This is a genomic window from Vibrio porteresiae DSM 19223, from assembly GCF_024347055.1.
Taxonomy (GTDB): domain Bacteria; phylum Pseudomonadota; class Gammaproteobacteria; order Enterobacterales; family Vibrionaceae; genus Vibrio; species Vibrio porteresiae.
This window is the reverse complement of record NZ_AP024896.1, coordinates 1490174-1512351: the sequence shown is the minus strand read 5'-3', so window position 1 is coordinate 1512351 and position 22178 is coordinate 1490174. Positions and strand designations below refer to the sequence as shown.

Annotated in this window: 21 protein-coding genes; 17 read left to right on the top strand and 4 right to left on the bottom strand. The window is 43.2% G+C overall.

All coding sequences use genetic code 11. The features are described 5' to 3' along the window. Position 1: 1 nt before the first annotated feature. From OCV11_RS23430 to OCV11_RS23390, 9 genes are all read left to right on the top strand, one after another. Entirely contained in the window at positions 2–1285 is a 1284-nt protein-coding gene (locus tag OCV11_RS23430) for a CpaF family protein (RefSeq protein WP_261896863.1), read from the top strand. Beyond that, entirely contained in the window at positions 1285–2214 is a 930-nt protein-coding gene (locus OCV11_RS23425; RefSeq protein ID WP_261896862.1) for a type II secretion system F family protein, read from the top strand. Before OCV11_RS23430 ends, OCV11_RS23425 begins: the two co-directional genes overlap by 1 nt. A 6-nt stretch (positions 2215–2220) precedes the next feature. Next, positions 2221–3090 (top strand): type II secretion system F family protein, encoded by an 870-nt coding sequence (locus OCV11_RS23420; protein ID WP_261896861.1) that lies wholly within the window; start codon positions 2221–2223, stop codon positions 3088–3090. Then, positions 3080–3877 (top strand): tetratricopeptide repeat protein, encoded by a 798-nt coding sequence (locus OCV11_RS23415; RefSeq protein ID WP_261896860.1) that lies wholly within the window; start codon positions 3080–3082, stop codon positions 3875–3877. The genes OCV11_RS23420 and OCV11_RS23415 overlap by 11 nt, the downstream gene beginning before the upstream one ends. Then, positions 3852–4391 carry a TadE/TadG family type IV pilus assembly protein gene (locus tag OCV11_RS23410; RefSeq protein WP_261896859.1) on the top strand — a complete coding sequence of 180 codons (540 nt, stop codon included), beginning with the start codon at positions 3852–3854 and terminating at the stop codon, positions 4389–4391. Before OCV11_RS23415 ends, OCV11_RS23410 begins: the two co-directional genes overlap by 26 nt. After that, the gene (gene tadF, locus OCV11_RS23405; protein ID WP_261896858.1) at positions 4372–4938 is read left to right on the top strand and encodes a tight adherence pilus pseudopilin TadF; all 567 of its coding nucleotides are present in this window, start codon (positions 4372–4374) and stop codon (positions 4936–4938) included. Before OCV11_RS23410 ends, tadF begins: the two co-directional genes overlap by 20 nt. 1 nt (position 4939) lies before the next feature. Beyond that, positions 4940–6376 (top strand): TadE/TadG family type IV pilus assembly protein, encoded by a 1437-nt coding sequence (locus OCV11_RS23400; protein WP_261896857.1) that lies wholly within the window; start codon positions 4940–4942, stop codon positions 6374–6376. Between the two features lie 9 nt (positions 6377–6385). Then, positions 6386–7009: an OmpA family protein gene (locus OCV11_RS23395; protein WP_261896856.1), complete on the top strand. Its 624-nt coding sequence runs from the start codon at positions 6386–6388 to the stop codon at positions 7007–7009. A gap of 230 nt (positions 7010–7239) precedes the next feature. Beyond that, positions 7240–8589, top strand: coding sequence for a TadE/TadG family type IV pilus assembly protein (locus tag OCV11_RS23390; protein WP_261896855.1), 1350 nt, complete (start codon positions 7240–7242; stop codon positions 8587–8589). 72 nt (positions 8590–8661) lie between these two features. On the opposite strand, the gene OCV11_RS23385 is transcribed toward OCV11_RS23390, so the two are convergent. The 3 genes from OCV11_RS23385 to OCV11_RS23375 are packed head-to-tail and all read right to left on the bottom strand — an operon-like array spanning position 8662 to position 11143. After that, the gene (locus OCV11_RS23385; RefSeq protein WP_261896854.1) at positions 8662–9540 is read right to left on the bottom strand and encodes a metal ABC transporter substrate-binding protein; all 879 of its coding nucleotides are present in this window, start codon (positions 9538–9540) and stop codon (positions 8662–8664) included. Positions 9541–9568: 28 nt separating this feature from the next. Then, positions 9569–10429: a metal ABC transporter permease gene (locus OCV11_RS23380; RefSeq protein WP_261896853.1), complete on the bottom strand. Its 861-nt coding sequence runs from the start codon at positions 10427–10429 to the stop codon at positions 9569–9571. 9 nt (positions 10430–10438) lie between these two features. After that, complete coding sequence (locus OCV11_RS23375; RefSeq protein WP_261896852.1) at positions 10439–11143, bottom strand: metal ABC transporter ATP-binding protein; 705 nt, start codon at positions 11141–11143, stop codon at positions 10439–10441. A 396-nt stretch (positions 11144–11539) separates the two neighbouring features. On the opposite strand from OCV11_RS23375, the gene argE reads away from it, so the two are divergent. Next, complete coding sequence (gene argE, locus OCV11_RS23370; protein ID WP_261896851.1) at positions 11540–12697, top strand: acetylornithine deacetylase; 1158 nt, start codon at positions 11540–11542, stop codon at positions 12695–12697. A gap of 90 nt (positions 12698–12787) precedes the next feature. Here the strand turns inward: argE and OCV11_RS23365 are convergent, their stop codons facing one another. Then, a complete protein-coding gene (locus tag OCV11_RS23365) occupies positions 12788–13714 on the bottom strand; it encodes a 2-hydroxyacid dehydrogenase (RefSeq protein ID WP_261896850.1) in 927 nt (308 codons plus the stop codon). A gap of 313 nt (positions 13715–14027) precedes the next feature. Between OCV11_RS23365 and garL the strand changes: the two genes are divergently transcribed. The 7 genes from garL (at position 14028) to OCV11_RS23330 (ending at position 22078) form a co-directional block, all read left to right on the top strand. Next, positions 14028–14792 (top strand): 2-dehydro-3-deoxyglucarate aldolase, encoded by a 765-nt coding sequence (gene garL / locus OCV11_RS23360; RefSeq protein WP_261896849.1) that lies wholly within the window; start codon positions 14028–14030, stop codon positions 14790–14792. Positions 14793–14801: 9 nt separating this feature from the next. Further along, positions 14802–15686, top strand: coding sequence for a 2-hydroxy-3-oxopropionate reductase (garR, locus tag OCV11_RS23355; protein WP_261896848.1), 885 nt, complete (start codon positions 14802–14804; stop codon positions 15684–15686). A 54-nt stretch (positions 15687–15740) separates the two neighbouring features. Further along, positions 15741–16883, top strand: coding sequence for a glycerate kinase (locus OCV11_RS23350; protein ID WP_261896847.1), 1143 nt, complete (start codon positions 15741–15743; stop codon positions 16881–16883). A 31-nt stretch (positions 16884–16914) separates the two neighbouring features. Then, positions 16915–18267 (top strand): gluconate transporter, encoded by a 1353-nt coding sequence (gntU, locus tag OCV11_RS23345; protein WP_261896846.1) that lies wholly within the window; start codon positions 16915–16917, stop codon positions 18265–18267. A 55-nt stretch (positions 18268–18322) separates the two neighbouring features. Beyond that, entirely contained in the window at positions 18323–19654 is a 1332-nt protein-coding gene (locus tag OCV11_RS23340; RefSeq protein ID WP_261896845.1) for an enolase C-terminal domain-like protein, read from the top strand. 269 nt (positions 19655–19923) lie between these two features. After that, positions 19924–21018: a sugar diacid recognition domain-containing protein gene (locus OCV11_RS23335; RefSeq protein WP_261896844.1), complete on the top strand. Its 1095-nt coding sequence runs from the start codon at positions 19924–19926 to the stop codon at positions 21016–21018. A 346-nt stretch (positions 21019–21364) separates the two neighbouring features. Further along, positions 21365–22078: a glutamine amidotransferase gene (locus OCV11_RS23330; protein WP_261896843.1), complete on the top strand. Its 714-nt coding sequence runs from the start codon at positions 21365–21367 to the stop codon at positions 22076–22078. Positions 22079–22178: the final 100 nt, after the last annotated feature.

Below are 22178 nucleotides of genomic sequence, written 5' to 3'. Positions count from 1 at the left end.
CATGATCGGAACTAAAGATCTTTACGTCAAACTACGTAAGCAAATATTTGATGCGCTGGATCCGACAATGATCGGTAGCATCGAACGGCCGCAATTGCAGTCACAGCTCGAAAGCGCTGTGAATCTTTTGCTGGAAAACGAAGACGTTCCAGTATCTAACGTTGTTAGGCACCAGTTTGTGGATAGTTTAACCGATGAATTAGTCGGATTAGGGCCACTACAACGTTTAATGGATGACGAATCGATCACCGATATTATGGTCAATGGTCCTGATGCGGTATTTATTGAGCGTAATGGCTTAGTTGAAAAAGCACCGATCAGCTTTATTGATGAAAACCAACTGTTAGCGATTGCCAAGCGGATCGCAAGTCGAGTCGGTCGTCGAGTTGATGAATCCAGTCCAACCTGTGATGCACGTTTGGCTGACGGAAGCCGCGTTAATATTGTTATTCCGCCAATTTCTATTGATGGGACTGCAATATCGATTCGTAAGTTTAAAAAGCACAGTATTGATCTGAAAAAGCTATGTGAATTTGGCGCTATGAGCCCAGAAATGGCTCAATTACTGATGATCGCTGCGCGTTGCCGACTCAACATTTTGATTTCTGGTGGTACAGGTTCTGGTAAAACAACCATGTTGAATGCGTTATCAGAGTATATTTCTGAGAAAGAACGCATTATTACCATTGAAGATGCTGCTGAGCTAAAAATGCAGCAACCACACGTTGTGCGCCTAGAAACGCGTACTGCCGGGATTGAAAACACAGGTTTGATCAATCAGCGTGACTTGGTAATTAACTCATTGCGTATGCGTCCTGACCGTATCATTGTTGGCGAATGTCGTGGTCCAGAGGCATTTGAAATGCTCCAAGCCATGAACACAGGTCATGATGGCTCGATGTCAACATTGCACGCCAATACACCACGTGATGCAATGGCCCGTGTGGAATCTATGGTGATGATGGCGAATAACAACCTGCCTCTGGAAGCAATTCGTCGCACGATTGTGAGTGCGGTTGATTTGATCATCCAAATTTCTCGTCTGCATGATGGCTCGCGTAAGGTCATGAACATTACTGAAGTGGTCGGCTTAGAAGGCAGTAATGTGGTAATGGAAGAGATATTTCGCTTTCAACCCTCTTACCAAGCGAATGAGGATGGCAAGGTACGAGGTAATTTCATTACTGCGGGTTTGATGCAGCGTTCTGTGTTGGTCGAAAAAGCGAAGTTTTTTGGTTTAGAAGAACAATTAATGGCTGCTTTTAGAGCTGGAGAGCATGCATAATGATTTATCTTCTTATTATTCTGTTAGGTGTGGCAGCCATTATCTACGCTGTGGTAAACCAGCGTAAATTGCATCGTTCACGCCATTCCTATCTCAATGAGTTTAATAAGACAGAGTTTGTTCATTCTCTAGTCACCAATCAGCAAGCAGTTGATCTTGCATCGCTTTTAGATCGTTCGTTTATTGAAAGCGTGAAACAACGTTGGGAGAACTTTAAAAAGCAACTCGGCACAAAACCTGAGCTTAAGTTATTGCTGGTATTAGCAGGATTGTTCTTTGGTGCGATTGTTTTTAACCGTACCTATCTTCGTGCCGACAACACTTTATTTGTGCCGATTTTTATGTTGTTAGGTTTTGTTTTTTTCTACCGTTGGATGCAAAACCGTGAACGTAAGTTATTTGAAGAGCAGTTTCCTGATGCACTCAATATGATGACCAGTGCCGTTTCTTCAGGTGAAAGTATTATGCATGCGATTTTGTATGTTGGCGATAAACTCGAAGGTGATATTGGTAAAGAGTTCAATCTCATGGGACGAAGATTACAACTTGGAGAAACGCCTGATGAGGTTTTTCGTAAGTCGTGTCGGCGTTATCCATACCCGTCTTTCTATTTCTTTGTTATCACGCTACGAGCCAATATGCAGCGAGGCGGGCAATTAAAAGAAATTATGCATCGTTTAAACCGAACGATGTTTAATGCTAGAGCGGTAGAAAAGAAAAAATTCGCGTTGACCTCGGAAGCTCGTACGTCTGCAAAAATCGTTGCTGCTATACCGTTTATTTTTTTATTTATGCTGCAATTCTTGAATCCTGAAAACTATGAATTCGTCATGTTCAATGCTTCTGGTCGAGTCATTCTTTATTACGTCATTATTAGCGAAGCGATTGGTATTGGCATTGTATGGTCATTAATGAAGAGTGTTAAGTAGATTGCTATGAATATAATGATGGTATTATCATTTTTACTACTGAGTTTTGGGATTGGCTCATTATTGTTTGTGATGGGTAAGAGTCGTCGACAAAAAAAGCTGACTCGCTTTAATCTCGATATTCCTCAGAATGATGATAATGAATTAGCCAAAGTTGCAGACTTTTTCGACCGAGTATTTTCTAACAGTCAAGAAGAAATAGAGAAAAAACTCTTAGCTGCGGGGATTTATGATACCTCTTGGGCTAAATATTATTCCATAGTGAAATATGGTTTGTTGTTTTTGGGCGTAGCATTCGTTGCTGCTGGCTACTACTGGTTTGATTTTACTCAAAAACAGATCATTATGACTTTAGGTATTTGGGTCTTAGTCTTGCTACTCGGTCCTGATATGTATATGGCACAACGTAAGAAAGATCTCCAGAAGGTGATTTCTGCAAAGTTGCCATATATGCTTGATTTATTAGCAGTTTGTGTTCAAACCGGTATGACGATAGAAGCCGCTGTTAGCTACTTGTCCTTAGAGTTTGGTGCTTTCGACAAAGATTTAAGTCATATGTTGAAGAAAGTTGATGAACGCGCACGTCTTGTTGGATTAGAGCAAGCATTATCTGAATTGTATGAACGTATTCCGAGTAATGAAATTCGCAGTTTTGTTATGACGCTTAACCAAAGTTTGCAATATGGATCCTCTATTTATTCTGTATTAACAACGTTAAGTGCTGACATTCGCGAAGTGCAATTACTTCATGTGGAAGAAAAAATAGGTCAGTTATCCTCAAAGATGTCTATTCCACTCATTATTTTTATTATGGTTCCGATCGTTATTTTAATTGCCGGTCCAGGGATTATGAGGTTAATGCAAAATGGTCTATAAACTATCCAGTTATCTATTATTAGCCATTGCTTTATCTGGATGTACATCGCTCCAAGACAAAGGATTACATCTTTCTGATCAAACAAATGAAAAAGTTCTCATTACCAGTGGTAACTATCCAAAATTGATTGAGTTTTATAAGAAACAACTCAAAGATAATGATGACAATAAGACGCGCATAAAACTTGTCGATTCTTACGAACGAGTGAATGATTATGGGTCAGCCATCTTTTATCTTGAGCCTCTGTTGAAAAAAACTCATGATGTCACTGTTGATGTCAATATTCTTGCTGGTCGTGCTTATCTTAATCAGGGCGACTTTAGTCAGGCTAAGCAATATTTAGATCGAGCAAATAAACAAGAGGCGAATAATGCGGAGGTGATGAACTTACTTGGTGTGCTAGCAAGCTATCAGGGGGACTTTGTCTCGGCCAAAAAATGGTTCTTAGCTTCGCGGACTGCAATGGGTGATGACAAAAAAGTAAAAAATAACCTTGCTCTTATTGCCATGCTTGAAGGTGACTTTGCAACGGCAAAGTATCTTCTTTTACAACTAGTTGACGATAAAAGTGCCCCACAGAAGAAAGTTCGTTCTAATCTGGCACTGGTCTACGCCAAGTTAGATGATAAAGCCGCGTTTGACAGGTTGATGAGACAATCCGATTCAGCAAACAAGGATGAGTTATTTGCCCAATTGCAACAAGTAAAAATAGTGAGTATTCACTCGCTAATCTCTAACTCTTCTTTAGATAGCGGTGAGAATGATGAAACGCCAATATCTAAGTAGTAGTATCAAAAAGCAGAAAGGTGTCGCTGCAATTGAATTTGCAATGGGCTTTTTCTTTTTTTGGTTAATGTGTGCTGTTTGGGTTGAAATGAGTTTTCTATCTTATGTGTCGGCTATTGGTGATTTGGCAATTTCACAAGTTGCGTTACACAGTAAGAGAGTTTCTTCTGAATGGTCGAGTGCTAATGATGTCTTTTTGGCTGATTTTGAATCTGTGATAGATAACAGTGACAGTTTGTGGCGCTATGTTGTTGATTCTGATGATTTTAGCTACAGCATTCGTTATGTTGCAAGTTATGAAAAATTAGTTGATGAAGATGATACGTGTGAAGTAACGGATACCAGTGAGTCGAATAGTACTACCTGTGGTAATGCATCAAATGCGGCTATCGCTATTTATCGTATTCAATATGATGCCTCACCTATTTTTAATTACTTTCTCGATAGTAACACTCTGTTTTCTCGTGAAGCCATAGTCATCCAGGAATATCAACGTGAAAAATTCGCACTGTAGTAGAAGAAAAGGCAATTTTACAGTTGAATTTGCCATCGTAGGAGTGTTCTTCTCTTTATTACTGGTATTTAGTGGTGACATTATCATAAAACTCAGTATTAAAGGAAAATTGGAGCGACTCTCTTATTCAATCGTTAATATTGTAAAAGAGCGTACCCAGTTATTTGGGGAAGACGAATATAGTGTTGATGATACGGAAGCAGAGAATGCTTATACCATTACCGTCGCCTCATTAAAAAGAACCATGTCAAGTTTTGATGAAAGCAAATTTGGATTTGTTTTAGATGCATACACAAGAAGTGATTATGGTACTGGCGATAAGATAGATAGCATAGTCTCAGGTTCAGGCTCTTGGGTTCACGAGGGAAGTAATATTTCTTGTCAATCGACTAAGCCAGACAAAGATCTTATTTTTCAAACCTCTTGGGGTAGATCTGCGACGTTTTATCAGGTGACACTATGTTATGCATCACCTAATTGGTTTGGTTCTATTATTGGGGGTGATTATTCGAAGATATCAGTACGCTCTGCAGCGGTAGGACGATAAGATGATAAGTCATCGTAATAAGCAATCAGGACATGCAGCAATACTCTTTGCCATGATGATCCCGCTATTGTTCGGCGTTTTCATTCTTGGTACTGATGGGGCAAGAGCGTTACAAGCCAAAGCTCGTTTAGAAGAGGCATCTGAAGCAGCGGTGCTAGCCGTCGCGGGTCAAAGTGGGTCAACTCAGGCTGCTCATGATGAAATGGCGACCAACTATATCCAATACTATTTTCCGTTTGCGGAGATGGAAGACATCACCACTGAAGATATCCCTTGTGCCGATAACTCTGCCTGCGATACTGAAGATGATGCAGTGAATCGCTTTTATGAATATACCGTTTCTGCAACCATATCAGAGCCGAATTGGTTTTCTAAGGATACTATATCAACCAGTTTTGGCGATTCTACCGATGTCGGTGGTTATTCATCCGCACGAAAATATCAGTCGCAAACGGTCGATATTATATTAGTATCGGATTTTTCGTCCTCGATGTTACAAAGTACAGGCAGTAGTGTTAATTCAAAAGTAACGGATTTAAAATCGATAATTTCAGACGTTGCGGATACGATTAACGAATACAATGAGCATACTGGAACACAAAAAAACACCATGGCATTTGTTGGCTTTGGTTATTATACCTATGGTGCGTACTCAACAAGTATTAGTAAGAATGGTTCTACATATAGTGGGTTTCCCTATTACACATATCTAATGTGTACTGGAGCGAAAAATAGTTCCCATCCTGCTAATGATGGGTGGTGTGGAGCTTCATCAAGTGACTTAGGAAATATTGATTATTCACAGTCTGTAAGCGCGGCGAATATTTTCGATGAAAGTGCCTACTTACCCACTAGCATTATTCAATATCCATATACAATTTCTGCTAGCACATACAATAATATAGATTATTCTTATCAGAAAATGTATACAAAAAATTCAGATAGTAATACATATCATTTTCGATATTACAATTTGGGTTTAACGTCAGATGTTTCTGAGCTTAGTGACACCATTGATAATTTCGTTCCTCAAGGTTCAACTGCATTTTATACTGGTTTGATTCGAGGTGCTCAAATTGCAAATAAAGGAAATAATTCACGGCGTTTAATTATTATTTTATCAGATGGTAATAATACGCATGAAGATGTTACAACTGAGTTAGTTGCTGATGGCCTCTGTGACAATATTACCGACACACTAAATAGCCAAACTACGACAGTTACCGATAGTGAAGGTGATGAGGTTGAAGAATCGGTTAAGTCTCGAATATTTGCAATCGGATTTGGATATCAAGCGAGTCAGAACCCCGGCATGACAAATTGTGTTGGAACGAATAACGTTTATGACTCAAACGATAGTGACGAGATCAAAGACAAAATTTTGGAATTAATTGCAGAAGAGATGGGGCGGTTAACGCCATCAGATGAGACAAATTAGGATAATTTTATGAAAAAACAATTAATAATTTCTTTGGTGGCAAGTGTTATTTCTGCAAGCTGTTTGGCCCAAGAATCTGATCTGTATTCTTATTTATGTAATAAAGATGGCAATACGCAGGGTTATCAAATGACGGGTGGCACTGCAAAAAAATTGGTGATGTATCCTGGCGATAGTTTACAAACCGTTGCGATCACTGCAAACCCAGATCAAGAGTGGTTACTTGGCCAAGTAAAACCAGACCAAGTGCCTACCGATTGCTTGAGTTACTTTTTGAGTCAAGGTTATTGGCAAAAAGGTCAGAGTATCGCTCGTTTCCATTTTGAGTTTAACAGCAAGTCATTGTCCGGTGCTGATAAGGCGATTCTTGCTCGTTTAGTGACTACATTAGCGCATACACCTAATGTATCTGTTGTTGGACATACAGACTCAATCGGCTCAGATGCTTACAACCAAAGCTTGGGTGAAAAACGCGCACAATCTGTGGTTAAGCTTGTATCGAGTCAGAGTAAAGACGTGTCGTTGACAACGAGTAGCAGAGGGGAAAGCCAGCCAATCGCTTCCAATAGCACTGTGCAAGGTCGCGCGCTCAATCGTCGTGTTGAAATTGTGTTAGAAGATGTAATGCAATAAATAATATTTATTTAAAACAATTTAAAGGCTTAACGTTTACGTTAAGCCTTTCTTATTGTCCAGCCATTAAGCAAATTCCTTATTGTTAAACTACCCATGTAATTTTATGTAAAGATGTGTCATTGTTATGTCAGCTCCTGTTCTCACATATACTCAAATTCGAAATACGATATAGTACGCTGCGAACGACACCCTGTTAAAATACTCCGTAAATTCAGTTGGTTGATATAATGATAAATAGAAATAGGCGAGTCCAATCAGGCCACGCTGCGTTGCTTTTTGCTCTAATGATTCCATTACTTTTTGGTGTTTTTATTTTGGGAACTGATGGAGCAAGAGCATTACAGAGCAAAGCTAGGATAGAAGAAGCATCAGAAGCGGCTGCATTAGCGATTGCTGGGCAAAGTGAATCTTCACAAGAATCTAGGGATGCTTTGGCAAGTCGTTACATTCGGTATTATTTCCCTCATTCCGATATCATACGAATGGAAACACAAAATATTCCATGTTCTCAGAATCAGGATTGCGAAAAAATTACTTCTGCCACAGAACAATATTTCGAGTATACGGTTTCTACTAATATTGAACAAAAAAACTGGTTTTCGAAGGATACAATATCTACCAGTATGGGGAATGGGCTCAATGTCGGTGGTTCCGCTAAAGCAAGAAAATACCAATCACAGGCAGTAGATGTTATTTTGGTGGCTGACTTTTCTGGGTCGATGCAAGATCGCCTACCTGGTGAGAATAAAAATAAAGAGCAACAACTAATCGAAGTAATGAAAGAGGTAGCAGATACTTTAAATGATTATAATCAGCATTCAAATTTAAAAAGTGAACTCGCTTTTACCGGTTTTAACTTTTTCACCAAAAAGTATACTTTTGATAGTAATGATTTGAAATATTATAATTATCTTATATGTAAAAAAGCACATCAGAATCAAGTTAGGCAACAAGGCTGGTGTTTTGATTCTTATGAGAATGGAAGAAATATAGATGTCAATGCAACTGTTTCCCAAATTTTTGATTATGGTGCTTATGATTATTGGACGGAAAAGCAAATAATAGAAAATAATTCTTGGGGGCAAGATATAGTTAGCGCAAGATTTCGTGAAATACCATTAACAGATGATTTTAGTAAGTTTAAAAGTGAAATAAGTCACTTTTATGCCAAGGGTGGAACAGCCTCTTATACAGGATTAATAAGTGGTGCTCGTTTAGCCTATGACGGTGATAATCAGAGAAAACTGATAATTTTATTATCCGATGGACAGGATAGTAACTATTCTAAAGCGGATGATAATATATCATCTTCTCTGATTTATAAAGGGAAATTATGTTCAGTCATAATATCTAAACTTAATGAAAAATTGGTATATAACGATAGTACACAGTCAAACGAACATGTAGTTTCGAAAATGTTTGCCATCGGTTTTGGGTATGCCGCGTCAGATTATCCAGTTATGCAACAATGTGTCGGTCAAGGTAACGTATACGATGCAAAGAACAGTGAAGCAATAAAGGATAAAATATTAGAACTGATTGCAGAGGAAATGGGGCGTCTTTCCCCATCGGATTAGTCCTCTCTCTTTCAATAAACAAGGCCTGAATATTCAGGCCTTGTTTATTTTCGATAGTAATAAATTTAATGCTTACTTCATGCTGTTATAAATAGCATTAACGTTGTGTTCGAATGCTTTTGCGTAAGTTGGTGCTTCACCGTTAGCGTCGGTTAATGCTTCAGGATAAAGCTCGCCACCTGACTTAGCACCAGTGGCTGCCGCAATCTGTTTAACTAGACGTGGGTCAGTTTGGTTTTCGATAAAGTAAGTGTGGATATGTTCTTGTTTGATTTGGTCAATCAGTTTACCGACATCTGCTGCACTGGCTTCTGCTTCGGTTGAGAAGCCTACAGGTGCTAGAAATTGCACGCCATATTCTTGGCCGAAATAGCCAAATGCATCATGACTGGTCATCACTTTACGTTTGTCGTTAGCGACACCCGCGAATTTGCCTTTTGCCCAGCTATCCAGTTTTTCTAGTTTCTGAATGTAAGCTTGGCCTTGAGTTTGGAAGTATTTCGCATCCGCAGGGTCAGCTTTGATCAATGCGTTCATTACGTTACGCGCGTAAATGACACCATTGGCTGCACTGTTCCATGCGTGTGGGTCAGTAATGGTTTCGCCATCTTCCACCATAGAACGAGTTTTAACGCCTGTTGAAGCTGTCACTACGTCACCCTTGTAGCCTGAAGCTGTTACCAAGCGATCCATCCAACCTTCTAGACCTAAACCGCTAATAAACACCACATCGGCTTTGTTGATCAGTACGCTGTCTTTAGGTGATGGTTCGAACGTGTGTGGGTCGCCGTTTGGACCAACCAGTTCGCTGACTTTTACGTGTTCGCCACCGACTTGTTGCACAATATCGCCTAGCACAGAGAAGCTTGCTACGGTATTTACCGTGTTAGCAAAAACAGAAGGGCTAAGCGCGATAGCAACAGACAGTGCAGTGGTATACCAAAGTTTCATTATAAATTCCTTATAAAAAGTGGATCAGTTAGTGTTGTTGTTTGCGATAAATCGGGAAAATGCCGTTTTCTTTGCCAAAGGCAATCGAGAGCAAAAAGCAGATGGTTGCAGTTAAAACGATGGCTGGCCCAGCCGGTACTGATTGATACCAAGACCATGTCAGGCCAATAAATGAACTCACCATGCCGGTAATGGCGGCAATCGCCATGGTTGAAGGTAAATGGTTGGTCCAGCAGCGAGCTGTGATGGCTGGCAGCATCATTAATCCAACAGTCATCAAGGTGCCAAGGATCTGAAATCCAGCCACTAAGTTCATCACCACCAGTGCCATAAACATCGCGTGAACTAAGGTTGGAAAACGCTTAGAGCGCGCTTGGAAAAAGGCCGCATTAAACGATTCAAATACGATGGCGCGATAGAAAAAGGCCAATACGAGAATCGTGATGGTCGCGATCACACCAATAAAAAGCAACGACTCATTATCGACAGCCAATAGCGAACCAAACAGCAGGTGTAGAAGATCAACACCGGAGCTGCGCAAAGAGACCAGAGTTACCCCAAGTGCGAGAGAACCCAGATAGAGACCCGCGAAGGTAGAATCCTCATGTAACCTAGTCGCATTACTGATCCAACTTGAACTCATTGCGACGAGTAGGCCGGCAACAAAGCCGCCTAATCCCATGGCGAGCAAAGACATGCCAGCACATAGATAACCAATTGCAACGCCAGGTAATACCGCATGGGAAAGGGCATCACCGATAAGACTCATGCGGCGCAGTAACAGAAATACGCCAAGTGGCGTCAGGCTAAGAGACAGAGCTAGGCAAGCGACCAAAGATCGGCGCATAAAGCCAAATTGAATAAAGGCATCGATTACGTGGTAAGTCATCTTTTTTCCTTAACCGAAGCTCAGTTCCATGCGAACCGATGGGTTATAAATTTCACAGCTATTTAAGACATCCTGGGTCTTGCCCCAGTGAGAACATTGTTCGTTGATCAGCAGTGTGTCAGGGAAATAAGACTCCACAATGCTTGGGTTATGCAGCACGGTGATAATGGTTTTTCCCTGTTGATGCAGCTCGCAAATCAGATTGAGAAGTGTCTCTTGAGTTTGACTATCAATGCCAGTGAAGGGCTCATCCATCATCATCACAGGGGAGTCTTGCACCAGCAGTCGGGCAAACAGCATGCGCTGAAACTGACCGCCAGAAAGCTGATTGATGGTGTAGTTAGCCAGATCAATAATGCCGACATGATCCATCGCGTTGGCAATTTTTGCCATGTCAATGCGATTAATCGAACTTAAGATACCTTTGTGTGGCCAGCATCCCATCGCAACCACATCCGATACCGTGATAGGGAAACTACGGTCGATATCGCTTTGTTGAGGTAGCCATGAGAGCAGCTCCTTGCGTGGGCGACTAAAAGAGAGTTCGCCAGCAATTGGTGGCAGCAATCCACATAAGGTTTTTAACAGGGTTGATTTCCCTGCGCCATTAGCACCCATGATGGCAGTGAGGCTACCGGACTCAAATTGCCCAGAAATAGGTTGAATAAGACTCTTTCCCTGATAGCCAACAGTGAGGTTATGTAAGGTAATCATGGCAGCTTAACCGCCCAAAAAATGGCGCCCCAGAGCAGTGCTAAAAGAACCAGTATCAATGCCACGCGGGTGATGCCAGAGCGAGTTAATAAGGAGTGATAGGCTTTATCACTCAAAGCTGTAAAACGAATCATGGTCAGGTCTAAGATAGGCTTGGTTTGTTATGTTATACTATAACAATAACATTTTCTTACAATTTGAGGGAAGTGCAATTGTTTTGATAATCAAAGTGATTGAGTATTGGAGTGTGTGTTAGCCCCTTTTTTGTTGAATTAACTTTTTGACGATATTTGGGTATATACTTTGCGGTCAGATGGTTAGCGTGCGCCAGTGCGGCGATATTCAAGCACTTTATGCTCTCCTATTCGTCCTCAACCAGCCAAGAGAATTGCTTAAATGAACAATGTCGAACTGCTGCAACAGCTCATCCGTTTTCCTACGGTTTCTTCCGAATCCAATCTGGATCTTATTCACTATGTTGCTCATTTATTGGAAGAAAAAGGCATTCAAGCGCAGGTTATTCAAGATCCAGTTCAGGCGAAAGCGGCTTTGTTTGCCACCGTGGGTGACCCGATGGTTCCCGGAATTTTGCTGTCTGGACATTCAGACGTGGTGCCGGTTGAAGGGCAGGCTTGGAGTGTTGATCCTTTCTCTGCCACTCTTGTGGAAGATAAGCTCTTTGGCCGCGGTGCATGCGATATGAAAGGGTTTATTGCGGTCGCGCTTAACCTAATGTTATCTCTGGCTGACAAGCCATTGGCGAGGCCGGTACATCTGGCGGTCAGTTTTGATGAAGAGCTTGGCTGTCTGGGTGTCAAAGATATGCTGTTGCATTTGCAGCATCTAAAGGTTGAGCCGTTATTGTGCATTGTTGGTGAGCCCACCGAGATGAGCATCGCATTGGGACATAAAGGAAAAGCGGCTTACCGCGTGCACTGCTGCGGTGAAGAAGCCCATTCGTCGCGAGCTCCGCTCTCGGTCAATGCGATTTATCTGGCCTGCGATTTCATCGCCAAGTTAAGAGAACTGCAGCAACAATTTAAAGTGCGTGGAGCAAGAGATGATGAGTACGACATTCCTTATTCGACTGTACACGTCGGTAAAATAGAGGGCGGTAAAGCCATCAACATTGTTCCGCAGTCCTGTCAGTTCGATTTTGAAATCCGTCACTTAGCTCAAGATGATCTGGATAAAGAGTTAACCACGCTTTTTAGTCAAGCTCAGCACATTGTCGAGGCCGCGCGTGCAGAGTTACCCGCTAGCCGAGCTGAGATTCAATTTACCTGCATGAGCCGCTATCCAGGGTTAAATACCGATGCCAGTCACCATGCTATTCAGCGCCTTAAAAAATGGTCGGCAGATGATGCAAAATTTATTCGCGTTGCGTTTGGCACTGAGGGCGGGCTGTTTTCTCAGGCGCTTAACGCACCCGTTGTGGTGTGTGGTCCGGGGTCGATAGAACAAGCGCACAAGCCGGATGAGTTTGTCGCATTAAGCCAACTGCACGATTGTGAGCAGGTACTGACCCAATTTATTTACGATATTTGCCAATAATGTTTTGTCACCAAGCTAATAGAAAAGCAGCAGTCGTATGAATGACTGCTGCTTTCTGGTAAACAAATTGAACAGAGGGCTATTATTTAATTAATAACCTTGCTTAAGGTCCACAACGCCTAGCAGTGGCAATCCCTTTTGCCAACGTTCAATATTCTCTTTGAGAGAGATAAAACCAGCCTCTGGGCGTGTAATGCCAGCAATGTGCGGAGTAAGTTGCACTTTAGGATGCGACCAGAAAGTATGCTGTTCAGGAAGGGGCTCAACACAAGCCACATCGAGCAGCGCGTAGCTGAGTTGATCGCTGTTTAATGCCTCAATAAGATCTTCTTCATTGACATGTTCGCCACGGCCCATATTGATAAGAGATGCACCCTGTGGCAGATCCGTAAAGATATCTTGGTTTAAAATACCTTTGGTTTCTGCGGTGAGAGGCAGCAAGCAAATCAGTACATCTAAGTCACTCAAAAAAGTGTTTAACTCTTTCGCTCCAGCAAAGCAGTCCACACCTTCTATGTTGTGCTGACTGCGAGCCCAGCCTTTACAGTTAAAGTGGAACTGTTGCAGTCCGCGTAGAACGGCTTTCCCTTGTTGTCCTAGCCCCATCACACCGACATTAAATTGGTTCGCTGGTTTGCAATACCACGGCTTCCAGAGATGATTTCGCTGCTGAGCATTAAACAGAGGTAGGCCACGGTAGATATTCAATACCCCCATGCAAGCGTACTCAGTTAGCTGCTGCTCCAAATCGGTATTGATCATTCTGACCAGAGTAACGTTTTTGGGTACATACTCAGTTGGGATTTGATCCACCCCAGCAGAAACTGTAAAAATCACTTCCAAATTAGGAAGCTGAGCAAGCAATTCTGGTTTGAGCTGCCATACCACCAAAGCAGTAATCTCGTTTAAATCGCCATGATCAGGCCAAAGCCTAAATTCAATATTAGGAAATGCCGCTTTGATTTGCTGTTGCCAATGAGCTCCACGCTTAGGCTCAGAGTAATAAAGAATAACCATTTTAGTCCCTTAAAAATGTCGGTCTTGTCAGTGTGCCACAAATGACACTCAAATGGAGCGAATATTCAAACGAAGTCATGAGCACTTTTGTTCACCCGTACAAATTCTCCCTCTTTAGCGATTTAGTTCACCCTCCTCATTTTGTGAATTGGCACACATTTCTATAGGTTTTAACGACTTAGATCACATGTCATTTGTGCATCTGCACTAAGGTGATTAAAAAAACAACGTTGAGATTTGTAGTACTGCCTAATGTGCTGGGTGGTCGAGGGTGGTTTAATTTCCCCATCGTAATCGACTATCAAGGTGCGTCATGAAAAATATATTTCCAAATCAAGCAAGACAGAAACTGAAAAACTGTGAACGAATGATCGGCTGCTGGGCAGCGATGACTAACCCGCTGACGACTGAGCTACTGGGTCAAGTTGGCTTTGATTGGCTATTGATTGATAGTGAACATGCGCCTAATGATATCAACTCTCTTATTCATCAGTTGATGGCACTGAAAGACAGCGACTCTGCTCCTTTTATTCGCCCAACTTGCAACGATAAAGTTGAAATTAAACGCCTGCTCGATATCGGTTTTTATAATTTCCTCATTCCTTTCGTTTGCACGAAAGAAGAAGCAGAAAATGCGGTGAGCTATACACGTTATCCATCAGCAGGCGTGCGTGGTGTCAGTGTAGCGCACCGCTCCAATAACTGGGGATTCCAGTCTGATTACCAACAAAAAATCAATGACAACATCTCTGTAGTTGTGCAAATCGAAGACCGTACCGCGTTAGAAAATGTTGAACAGATTCTTTCTGTTGATGGCATTGATGCAGTCTTTGTTGGCCCATCAGACTTAGCTGCTTCACTTGGCCATCTAGGCAATGCAGCCCACCCAGAAGTGTTTGACAGTATTTGTCATGTTATTGATGCCGCTAAAAAAGCAGGCAAAAGCTGCGGCATTCTTGCCCCTAAACAAGAAGATGCTAACCGTTACCTTGAATTAGGTGCCAATTTCGTAGCGGTAGGTAGTGATATCGGTATCTTCAAGTCAGCCGCTGTTCAACTCAAAGAGAAGTTCCTATAAGGAGGATTCATGAAAATCGCATTTATCGGCCTAGGTATCATGGGTAAACCTATGGCAAAAAATCTGCTTAAAGCAGGTCACGAACTGACTGTATTCGACAACAATGCAGACGCTATCAATGAACTTGTCAACGCTGGTGCAACTGGCGCTGAATCATCAAAAGATGCAGCTAAAGGTAACGAAGTGATCGTGACTATGTTACCAAACTCACCTCACGTAAAAGCGGCTTTGCTTGGTGAAGGTGGTGCGGTAGAAGGTGCTGAAAAAGGCGCTACCGTGATTGATATGAGTTCTATTGCTCCTCTTGCTAGCCGTGAAATCTCTTATGAGTTGGCAAAATTTGGTGTTAACTACCTCGATTCCCCAGTGTCTGGCGGCGAACCTAAAGCAGTTGACGGCACTCTTGCTGTGATGGTAGGTGGCGACAAAGCGCTGTTTGATAAATACCAATCCGTGATCAGTGCAATGGCCTCTTCTGTGACTTATGTCGGTGAAGTGGGTGCTGGTAACGTGACTAAGTTGGCTAACCAAGTGATTGTTGCTTTGAACATCGCAGCAATGAGTGAAGCACTGACTTTAGCGAAAAAAGCAGGCGTTGATCCTCGTAGCGTGTACCAAGCTATCCGCGGCGGTCTAGCTGGCTCTACCGTGTTGGATGCAAAAGCACCAATGGTATTGGCTCGTAACTTTGAACCTGGTTTCCGTATCGACTTACACATCAAAGACTTAACTAATGCTATGGACACTTCTCATGGGGTTGGTTCTCAACTTCCATTGACCAGCCAAGTGTTGGAAATGATGTATAGCCTTCGCGAAGATGGCCATGGTGGTTGTGACCACGATGCTTTGGCTCTCTACTACGAAAAACTCACTAACACAAAAATCGCTGACTAATTGGCCTTTGTAGTGGCTGTCATTACGGCCACTACCTCTCATAAAGGACGACGTATGAAAATTGTTATTGCGCCCGACTCTTACAAAGAGAGCATGTCTGCTGAGCATGTTGCGCAGCACATTGAAAGTGGCTTTAGACAGGTATTTCCTACTGCAGAATATGTTCGAGTGCCGATGGCCGATGGTGGCGAAGGTTCTCTCGATGCAATCAAAGCGTCTTTGCAAGGTCAAGAAGTGACCTTGACGGTAAAAGATGCTTACTTTAATGACCGCCCAGCGAGCTATTTCCTTGAAGCTGACGGTAAAACAGCCCTTATCGAAATCGCTAAGATTTGTGGCATTGAACAAACGACTCCAGAGCAACGTGCCCCAGGGCGTGCAACCACTTATGGTGTCGGCCAAACCATCGCCGATGCGTTGAACAAAGGGGTTGAACATATTGTGCTGTTCATTGGTGGTAGTGCCACAAATGATGCCGGTGCAGGTATGGTTCAAGCGCTGGGTGCCCAACTTTTAAATCAACAAAACCAAGAGTTACCTGTTGGCTGCTTAGCCCTAGCTGACTTAGCTCATATTGATTTGAGTCGTTTTGATGCCCGCATTAAACAAGTGGCCTTTGAAGTGGCCTGTGATGTGGATAACCGCCTTTTAGGACCTCAAGGGGCAACCTATATTTTTGGCCCACAAAAAGGGGTTCAACCCGATCAACTGCAACAGTTTGATGACTGCTTACGTCAGTTTGCCAATGTGATTGAGAAAGACCTCAACCTAGATGCGCCCAGCATTCGTGGGGGAGGAGCGGCTGGCGGTTTAGGTGCTGGATTAGCGGTGTTCTGCCAAGCAGAACTGCGTAATGGCTTTGACATCATCAGTGATCTTGTTGGTCTGCGTTCTCAAATCAAAGATGCCGATTTGGTGCTGACTGGCGAAGGCCGGATCGATAGCCAAAGTGCTCGTGGCAAAGTGCCTTGTGGTGTGGGCAATTTGGCGTTTGAGTACAGCGTTCCTGTCATTGGGATTGCAGGCAGCGTGGCTCACGATCTTGATGAAGTTTACCAGCAAGGGGTGAATGCCGTTTTTTCCATATTGAATAAGCCGATGACTTTAGCAGAGGCGTTCAAGAACTGTGAAGAAAACTTAATTAATACAAGTAAAAACATAGCGTTAGTAATTAAAAGCGCAGCTCTAGTGAAGTAACTAAACCCTATAACTAACGTGGAACAGTATTATGTCAGATATGTATCTTATCTGGACCGCTGTCGGTTCGATCATACTTTTACTTTTTTTGGTGATGAAAGCGCGTTTACACGCTGTTATCGCTCTGATCTTAGTTTCTATGGTGGCAGGGATTGCAACAGGCATGTCTCCTGCAGATATCAATAAAACCATCCAACAAGGTATGGCGGGTACCTTAGGTTTTATCGCGGTGGTTGTTTCTCTTGGCTCTATGTTCGGTAAGGTAATGGAGCAAACTGGTGCTTTGGATGTGATTGGCCAAACATTGGTTCGTAAAGTTGGGGCGAAATATACCCCGTGGGCCGTTGGCTTAACGGGCTTAATTTGTGCTCTGCCTCTGTTCTTTGATGTGGCCGTGGTGCTGCTGATTGGCTTGGTGTTCGCAACGGCTCGTCGTGGTGGTGGTACTGTCACTGCGAACGGTTGTGCGCTCCTTGCAGGGATTGCTTCATGCCAAGCGTACCTGATTCCAACCGCTGGTCCAATTCTCGTGGCTTCGCAATTAGGCGCTGATTTTGGTTATGTGATTCCTTTTGGCATCCTCGCTGCAGTTCCTGCCATGATTCTTGGTGGCCCAGTGTACGGCAACTGGATTGCTAAACGTGTACAAATGCCTCTGCCTGAATTAAAAGGTAAAGAGTGCGCTGGTGAGTGCGCATCTGATCAACCAATGCCACCAACATTTGGTTTGGCTCTGGGCTTGATTTTGCTGCCACTTATCCTGATTGGCGTGAAATCCATCGCGCTGCACATCATCGATAAAAGCTCTTCGCTTTATTCATGGTTTGAGTTCATCGGTCACCCATTTACCGCCATCTTGGTTGCCTGTTTCATGGCGTTCTACATGTTGGGTATTCGTCGCGGTTTAACCAAACAAGAAGTGATGGATATCTGTAGTTCTGCACTGCAACCAGCAGGTGTCATTATCCTTGTTACAGGTGCTGGTGGTGTATTTAAACAAGTGCTAGTGGATTCTGGTGTGGGTCAAGCGGTTGGTTCCTTCCTCGCTCAGTATGACCTCTCTGTCGTGGTACTTGCGTTTCTTTTCGCTGGATTTGTCCGTGTGATTCAAGGGTCAGCAACGGTTGCCATGCTCACTGCGGTTGGTTTGATTCAACCTATGCTCGAACCAATGCACTTAAGTGGCGCTGAATTGGCAGTAGTGACTATCGCTATCGGCGGTGGTGCGAAATTGCTCTCCCATGTTAACGACTCCGGCTTCTGGTTAGCCAACCGTTATCTGAATTTGACTGAAAAGCAAACCCTGCAGACGTGGACCGTTACCGACACCATTGTCGGGTTCACCGGGTTCTTTGTGGCACTGATTATCTACTCTCTGATTTAAAACGAATTTACTTTCAAAATTTACTTTCAATTGGCAAAGATTAAAGGAAAGAATTATGTCTGTACCTACTATTACTGAAATGCATGTTATTCCTGTTGCTGGTCGCGACAGTATGTTGTTAAACCTAAGTGGCGCTCACGCACCGTTCTTCACTCGTAATATCGTTGTACTGAAAGACAGTGCTGGTAACGAAGGTTTAGGTGAAGTCCCTGGAGGCGAAAAAATTCGCCAAACTCTAGAAGATGCACGTGAACTGATCTTGGGTCGTTCTGTTGGTGAGTATAAAAACGTTAAAACCGCAGTAAAAAATAAATTCAACGATCGCGACAGCTCTGGTCGTGGTCTACAGACGTTTGACCTTCGTACGACGGTACACGTGATTACCGCCATTGAAGCTGCATTCCTTGATTTGCTGGGTAAACACCTAGGTTTGAACGTTGCTTCACTGCTGGGTGATGGCCAACAACGTGATGCGGTTGAAGTGTTGGGTTACCTGTTCTTCGTCGGTGATAAAGATAAAACTGACCTGCCTTACCAAAATCAAGACGATGAAACTTGCGAGTGGTACCGCATTCGTCACCAAAAAGCGATGACTCCAGCCTCTGTTGCTCAATTGGCACGCGCTAGTCACGACCGTTACGGTTTCCATGACTTCAAATTGAAAGGCGGTGTGTTAGCTGGCAAAGAAGAAGCGGAAGCAGTAAAAGCGATTAAAGAAGCTTTCCCTGATGCTCGCGTAACTCTCGATCCAAACGGTGCTTGGTCTTTGGAAGAAGCGGTTGAATTGGGTATCTACCTAAAAGATACGCTCGCTTACGCAGAAGACCCATGCGGCGCAGAAAATGGCTTGTCTGGTCGTGAAATTCTTTCTGAATTCCGCCGTCGTACTGGTTTGCCAACCGCAACCAACATGATCGCCACCGACTGGCGTCAAATGGGCCACTCTTTGAGCCTACAATCTGTCGATATTCCATTAGCAGACCCACACTTCTGGACAATGGAAGGCTCTGTTCGCGTTGCGCAAATGTGTCATGAGTTTGGTTACACTTGGGGTTCTCACTCAAATAACCACTTCGATATTTCTCTAGCGATGTTTACTCACGTTGCTGCTGCCGCTCCAGGCCATATCACTGCAATCGATACACACTGGATTTGGCAAGAAGGTAACCAACGTCTAACTACCGCTCCGTTTGAAATCAAAGACGGTAAAATTGCGGTACCAACAGCACCAGGACTTGGTATCAAACTGGATTGGGAAAAAGTCGAACAAGCAAACAAACTGTATATGGATAACTGCCTAGGTGCACGTGACGACTCTATCGGCATGCAATACCTGATTCCTGGCTGGAAATTTGATCCTAAAAAACCTTGTTTAGTCAGAGACTAATCAAGCCAAAATAATAATAGGCTTTATACCAATCGCAGTGAGGTGTGGCTGTAGTCGCTTATCCACTGAGCGCATCACGCTGTGATTGGTCTTATCGGGAATAAAGCCGTACTACTTGCTTTGCCACCGTTGATCCGAGGTGGCTTTTTTTCCCTGTTTGAGAGTCGTTCCCTTTATACCTAAATAACTTTAATCCCTTATCACCAGGTTATTTAGGTATAGATATCTATCCATTGTTCTGCATGTAGTGATTGCAGATGAGGTGACCTATGGAATTGAATACCGAAATTGCTGAGCAAATTGTGTATCACGCGCGTCGAGTTATCCAATATCCCATCAATGTCATGGATGCGGATGGATTGATCATCGCGTCAACAAACCCGGCGCGTAAGTATCAAAAACACAGCGGGGCCGTGGTGGCATTGAGCCAGAGAACCACCGTCGAGATCGATGACGTGAGTGCGCAAAACATGCGTGGCACACAGCCTGGCGTGAACTTACCGATCCGCTTTAAAAATACCATTATTGGTGTGATTGGTATTTCTGGACCGCCCAATGACATTCGCCATTTAGGTGAATTGGTGAAAATGGCGGCCGAGATGACAGTAGAACACGAATATGTCGTTGAGCAGAGTCATTGGAAAGATCAACGCAAAAAGGATCTGTTGCTCCAGTGGATTGATCAAAAAGCGGATTTTGAGATGATTGAATCACAAGCGATCCCCTTGAAAATCGATCTGTACGCCAATTACGTGGTGTGTCTGTTAGAAGCCAATAGCAGTGAGCAACTGGCGGAATTGAACAATGCGTTAAAGCGCTGGAAAAAAGAGTTACTGTCAGTAGAGCTCACCAAAAATCGCTTACTGATATTACTTAAATACTCAAGCAGTCAAAGTGAATGGAATCAGCTACGCCGCTATATCGACGGAGAAATTAACTTCAAATTATACGGCGCGTTAGGCAAGTTTTACTCTGACCCTCGTGAGCTATTTGCTTCCTACCAAAGTGCGTTAGCTGCACTAAATAGTGGTAAGAAACTGCTTAAAAATCAGAAGTATTTTGAATTTGATCAGGTCACGCTTCCTGCGATATTGGATAACGAACGTAAACACTGGCAACAACAGCTCCTTTTTGAACCGATTCGTCGTGTTGAAGAGATGGACCCAGTATTGAAGAAAACGTTGTTGAGCTGGTTTGAGAATAATCTCGACAGCGCTAAGACCGCGGAAAAGCTTTTTATTCATCGTAATTCACTGCGTTATCGCTTAAATAAAATCGGAGAAATTTGCCACCTCGATTTAAACAATTATCAAGACAGAGTCTGGATTTATCTGAGCTTGATACTCTCGCCAAGTGAAGGTTAACGCCTTCTTAAGCTTCTCGCTTTTGGGGACCTTATATCATGTTCTCCGTCATGGTTGACGGCCCGTCGCCCTAATCATATAGCTCCACTATGCGTTAGGGCATTTTTTTGCTAACGAGCCCAGTTTTACACTGTAAAGCCAGCAAGATTATTTAACGATACGTCCGGTTAAAAAATGCACTATTGATTAAGCTAACTGCCGGTTACTGTTAAAAAATCGGCCAACCAAGCATGCAGTATGCGATTAAATAAGGATAGGGATTGTGCTGTAAGGGGAATAACCGTTATCTTAGAACTGACTCGCTAATGACAGCGAGTTTTAGATGGATGTAGAGAGGGATTTCGCCGTGAGTAGTAAACCGCTTATTATTGAAACAGGGACAGCCCCTAGGGCGATACGAGAACGATTTTTGGATTTGGGCGATTGGTTTTATCTTGCTTTAGATAAATTAGCATCGGATGTTGAGATCGTGCGACCTTATTTGAATGAACCACTACCAGAACCCGATCCAACGCGCGTGACGCTCATTACGGGCTCATGGGCCATGGTAACTGATCATGAACCTTGGAGCGAGCGCACTGCCGATTGGATTCGCAAAGCGGTTGCTTGTGATGCGCCGTTGCTCGGTGTCTGCTATGGGCATCAATTAATGGCTTATGCGTTAGGTGGCGAAGTGGCCTATTTCCCCGATCGTAAAGAGATTGGTTGTTTGCCGGTGACTTTGCTTAAAGAGGCTGAAAGCGATCCGTTGTTGCAAGGATTACCGACTCAGTTTGAAGCCTATTTAACTCACGCTCAGCGCGTAACAAAAGTACCAGCGAGCGCACAAGTACTCGCAACGTCAGAGCGCGATGGACACCAGATCATTCGTTATTCTCCGACCGCCGTGTCGACGCAATTTCACCCTGAATTTACCGCCGCCCTGCTGAAAGCCGTGATTAACCTCAATTATGAGAAGTTAGTTATTGAAGGTCAGCCAGTGGAACAGCTCATCGCAGACCTCAAAGCCGCCGACGTTCCTCGAACGATTTTGCATCGCTTTGTGCATCAGTATCAGTAATTGAGTTTGCCGACTTAACGCGAGAATCTGGCGCTACCAGTGTCTTGGTGATAAGGCACTGGTAATGTAACGTCAAATCTCGCTCTAGCGCACTCTTTGC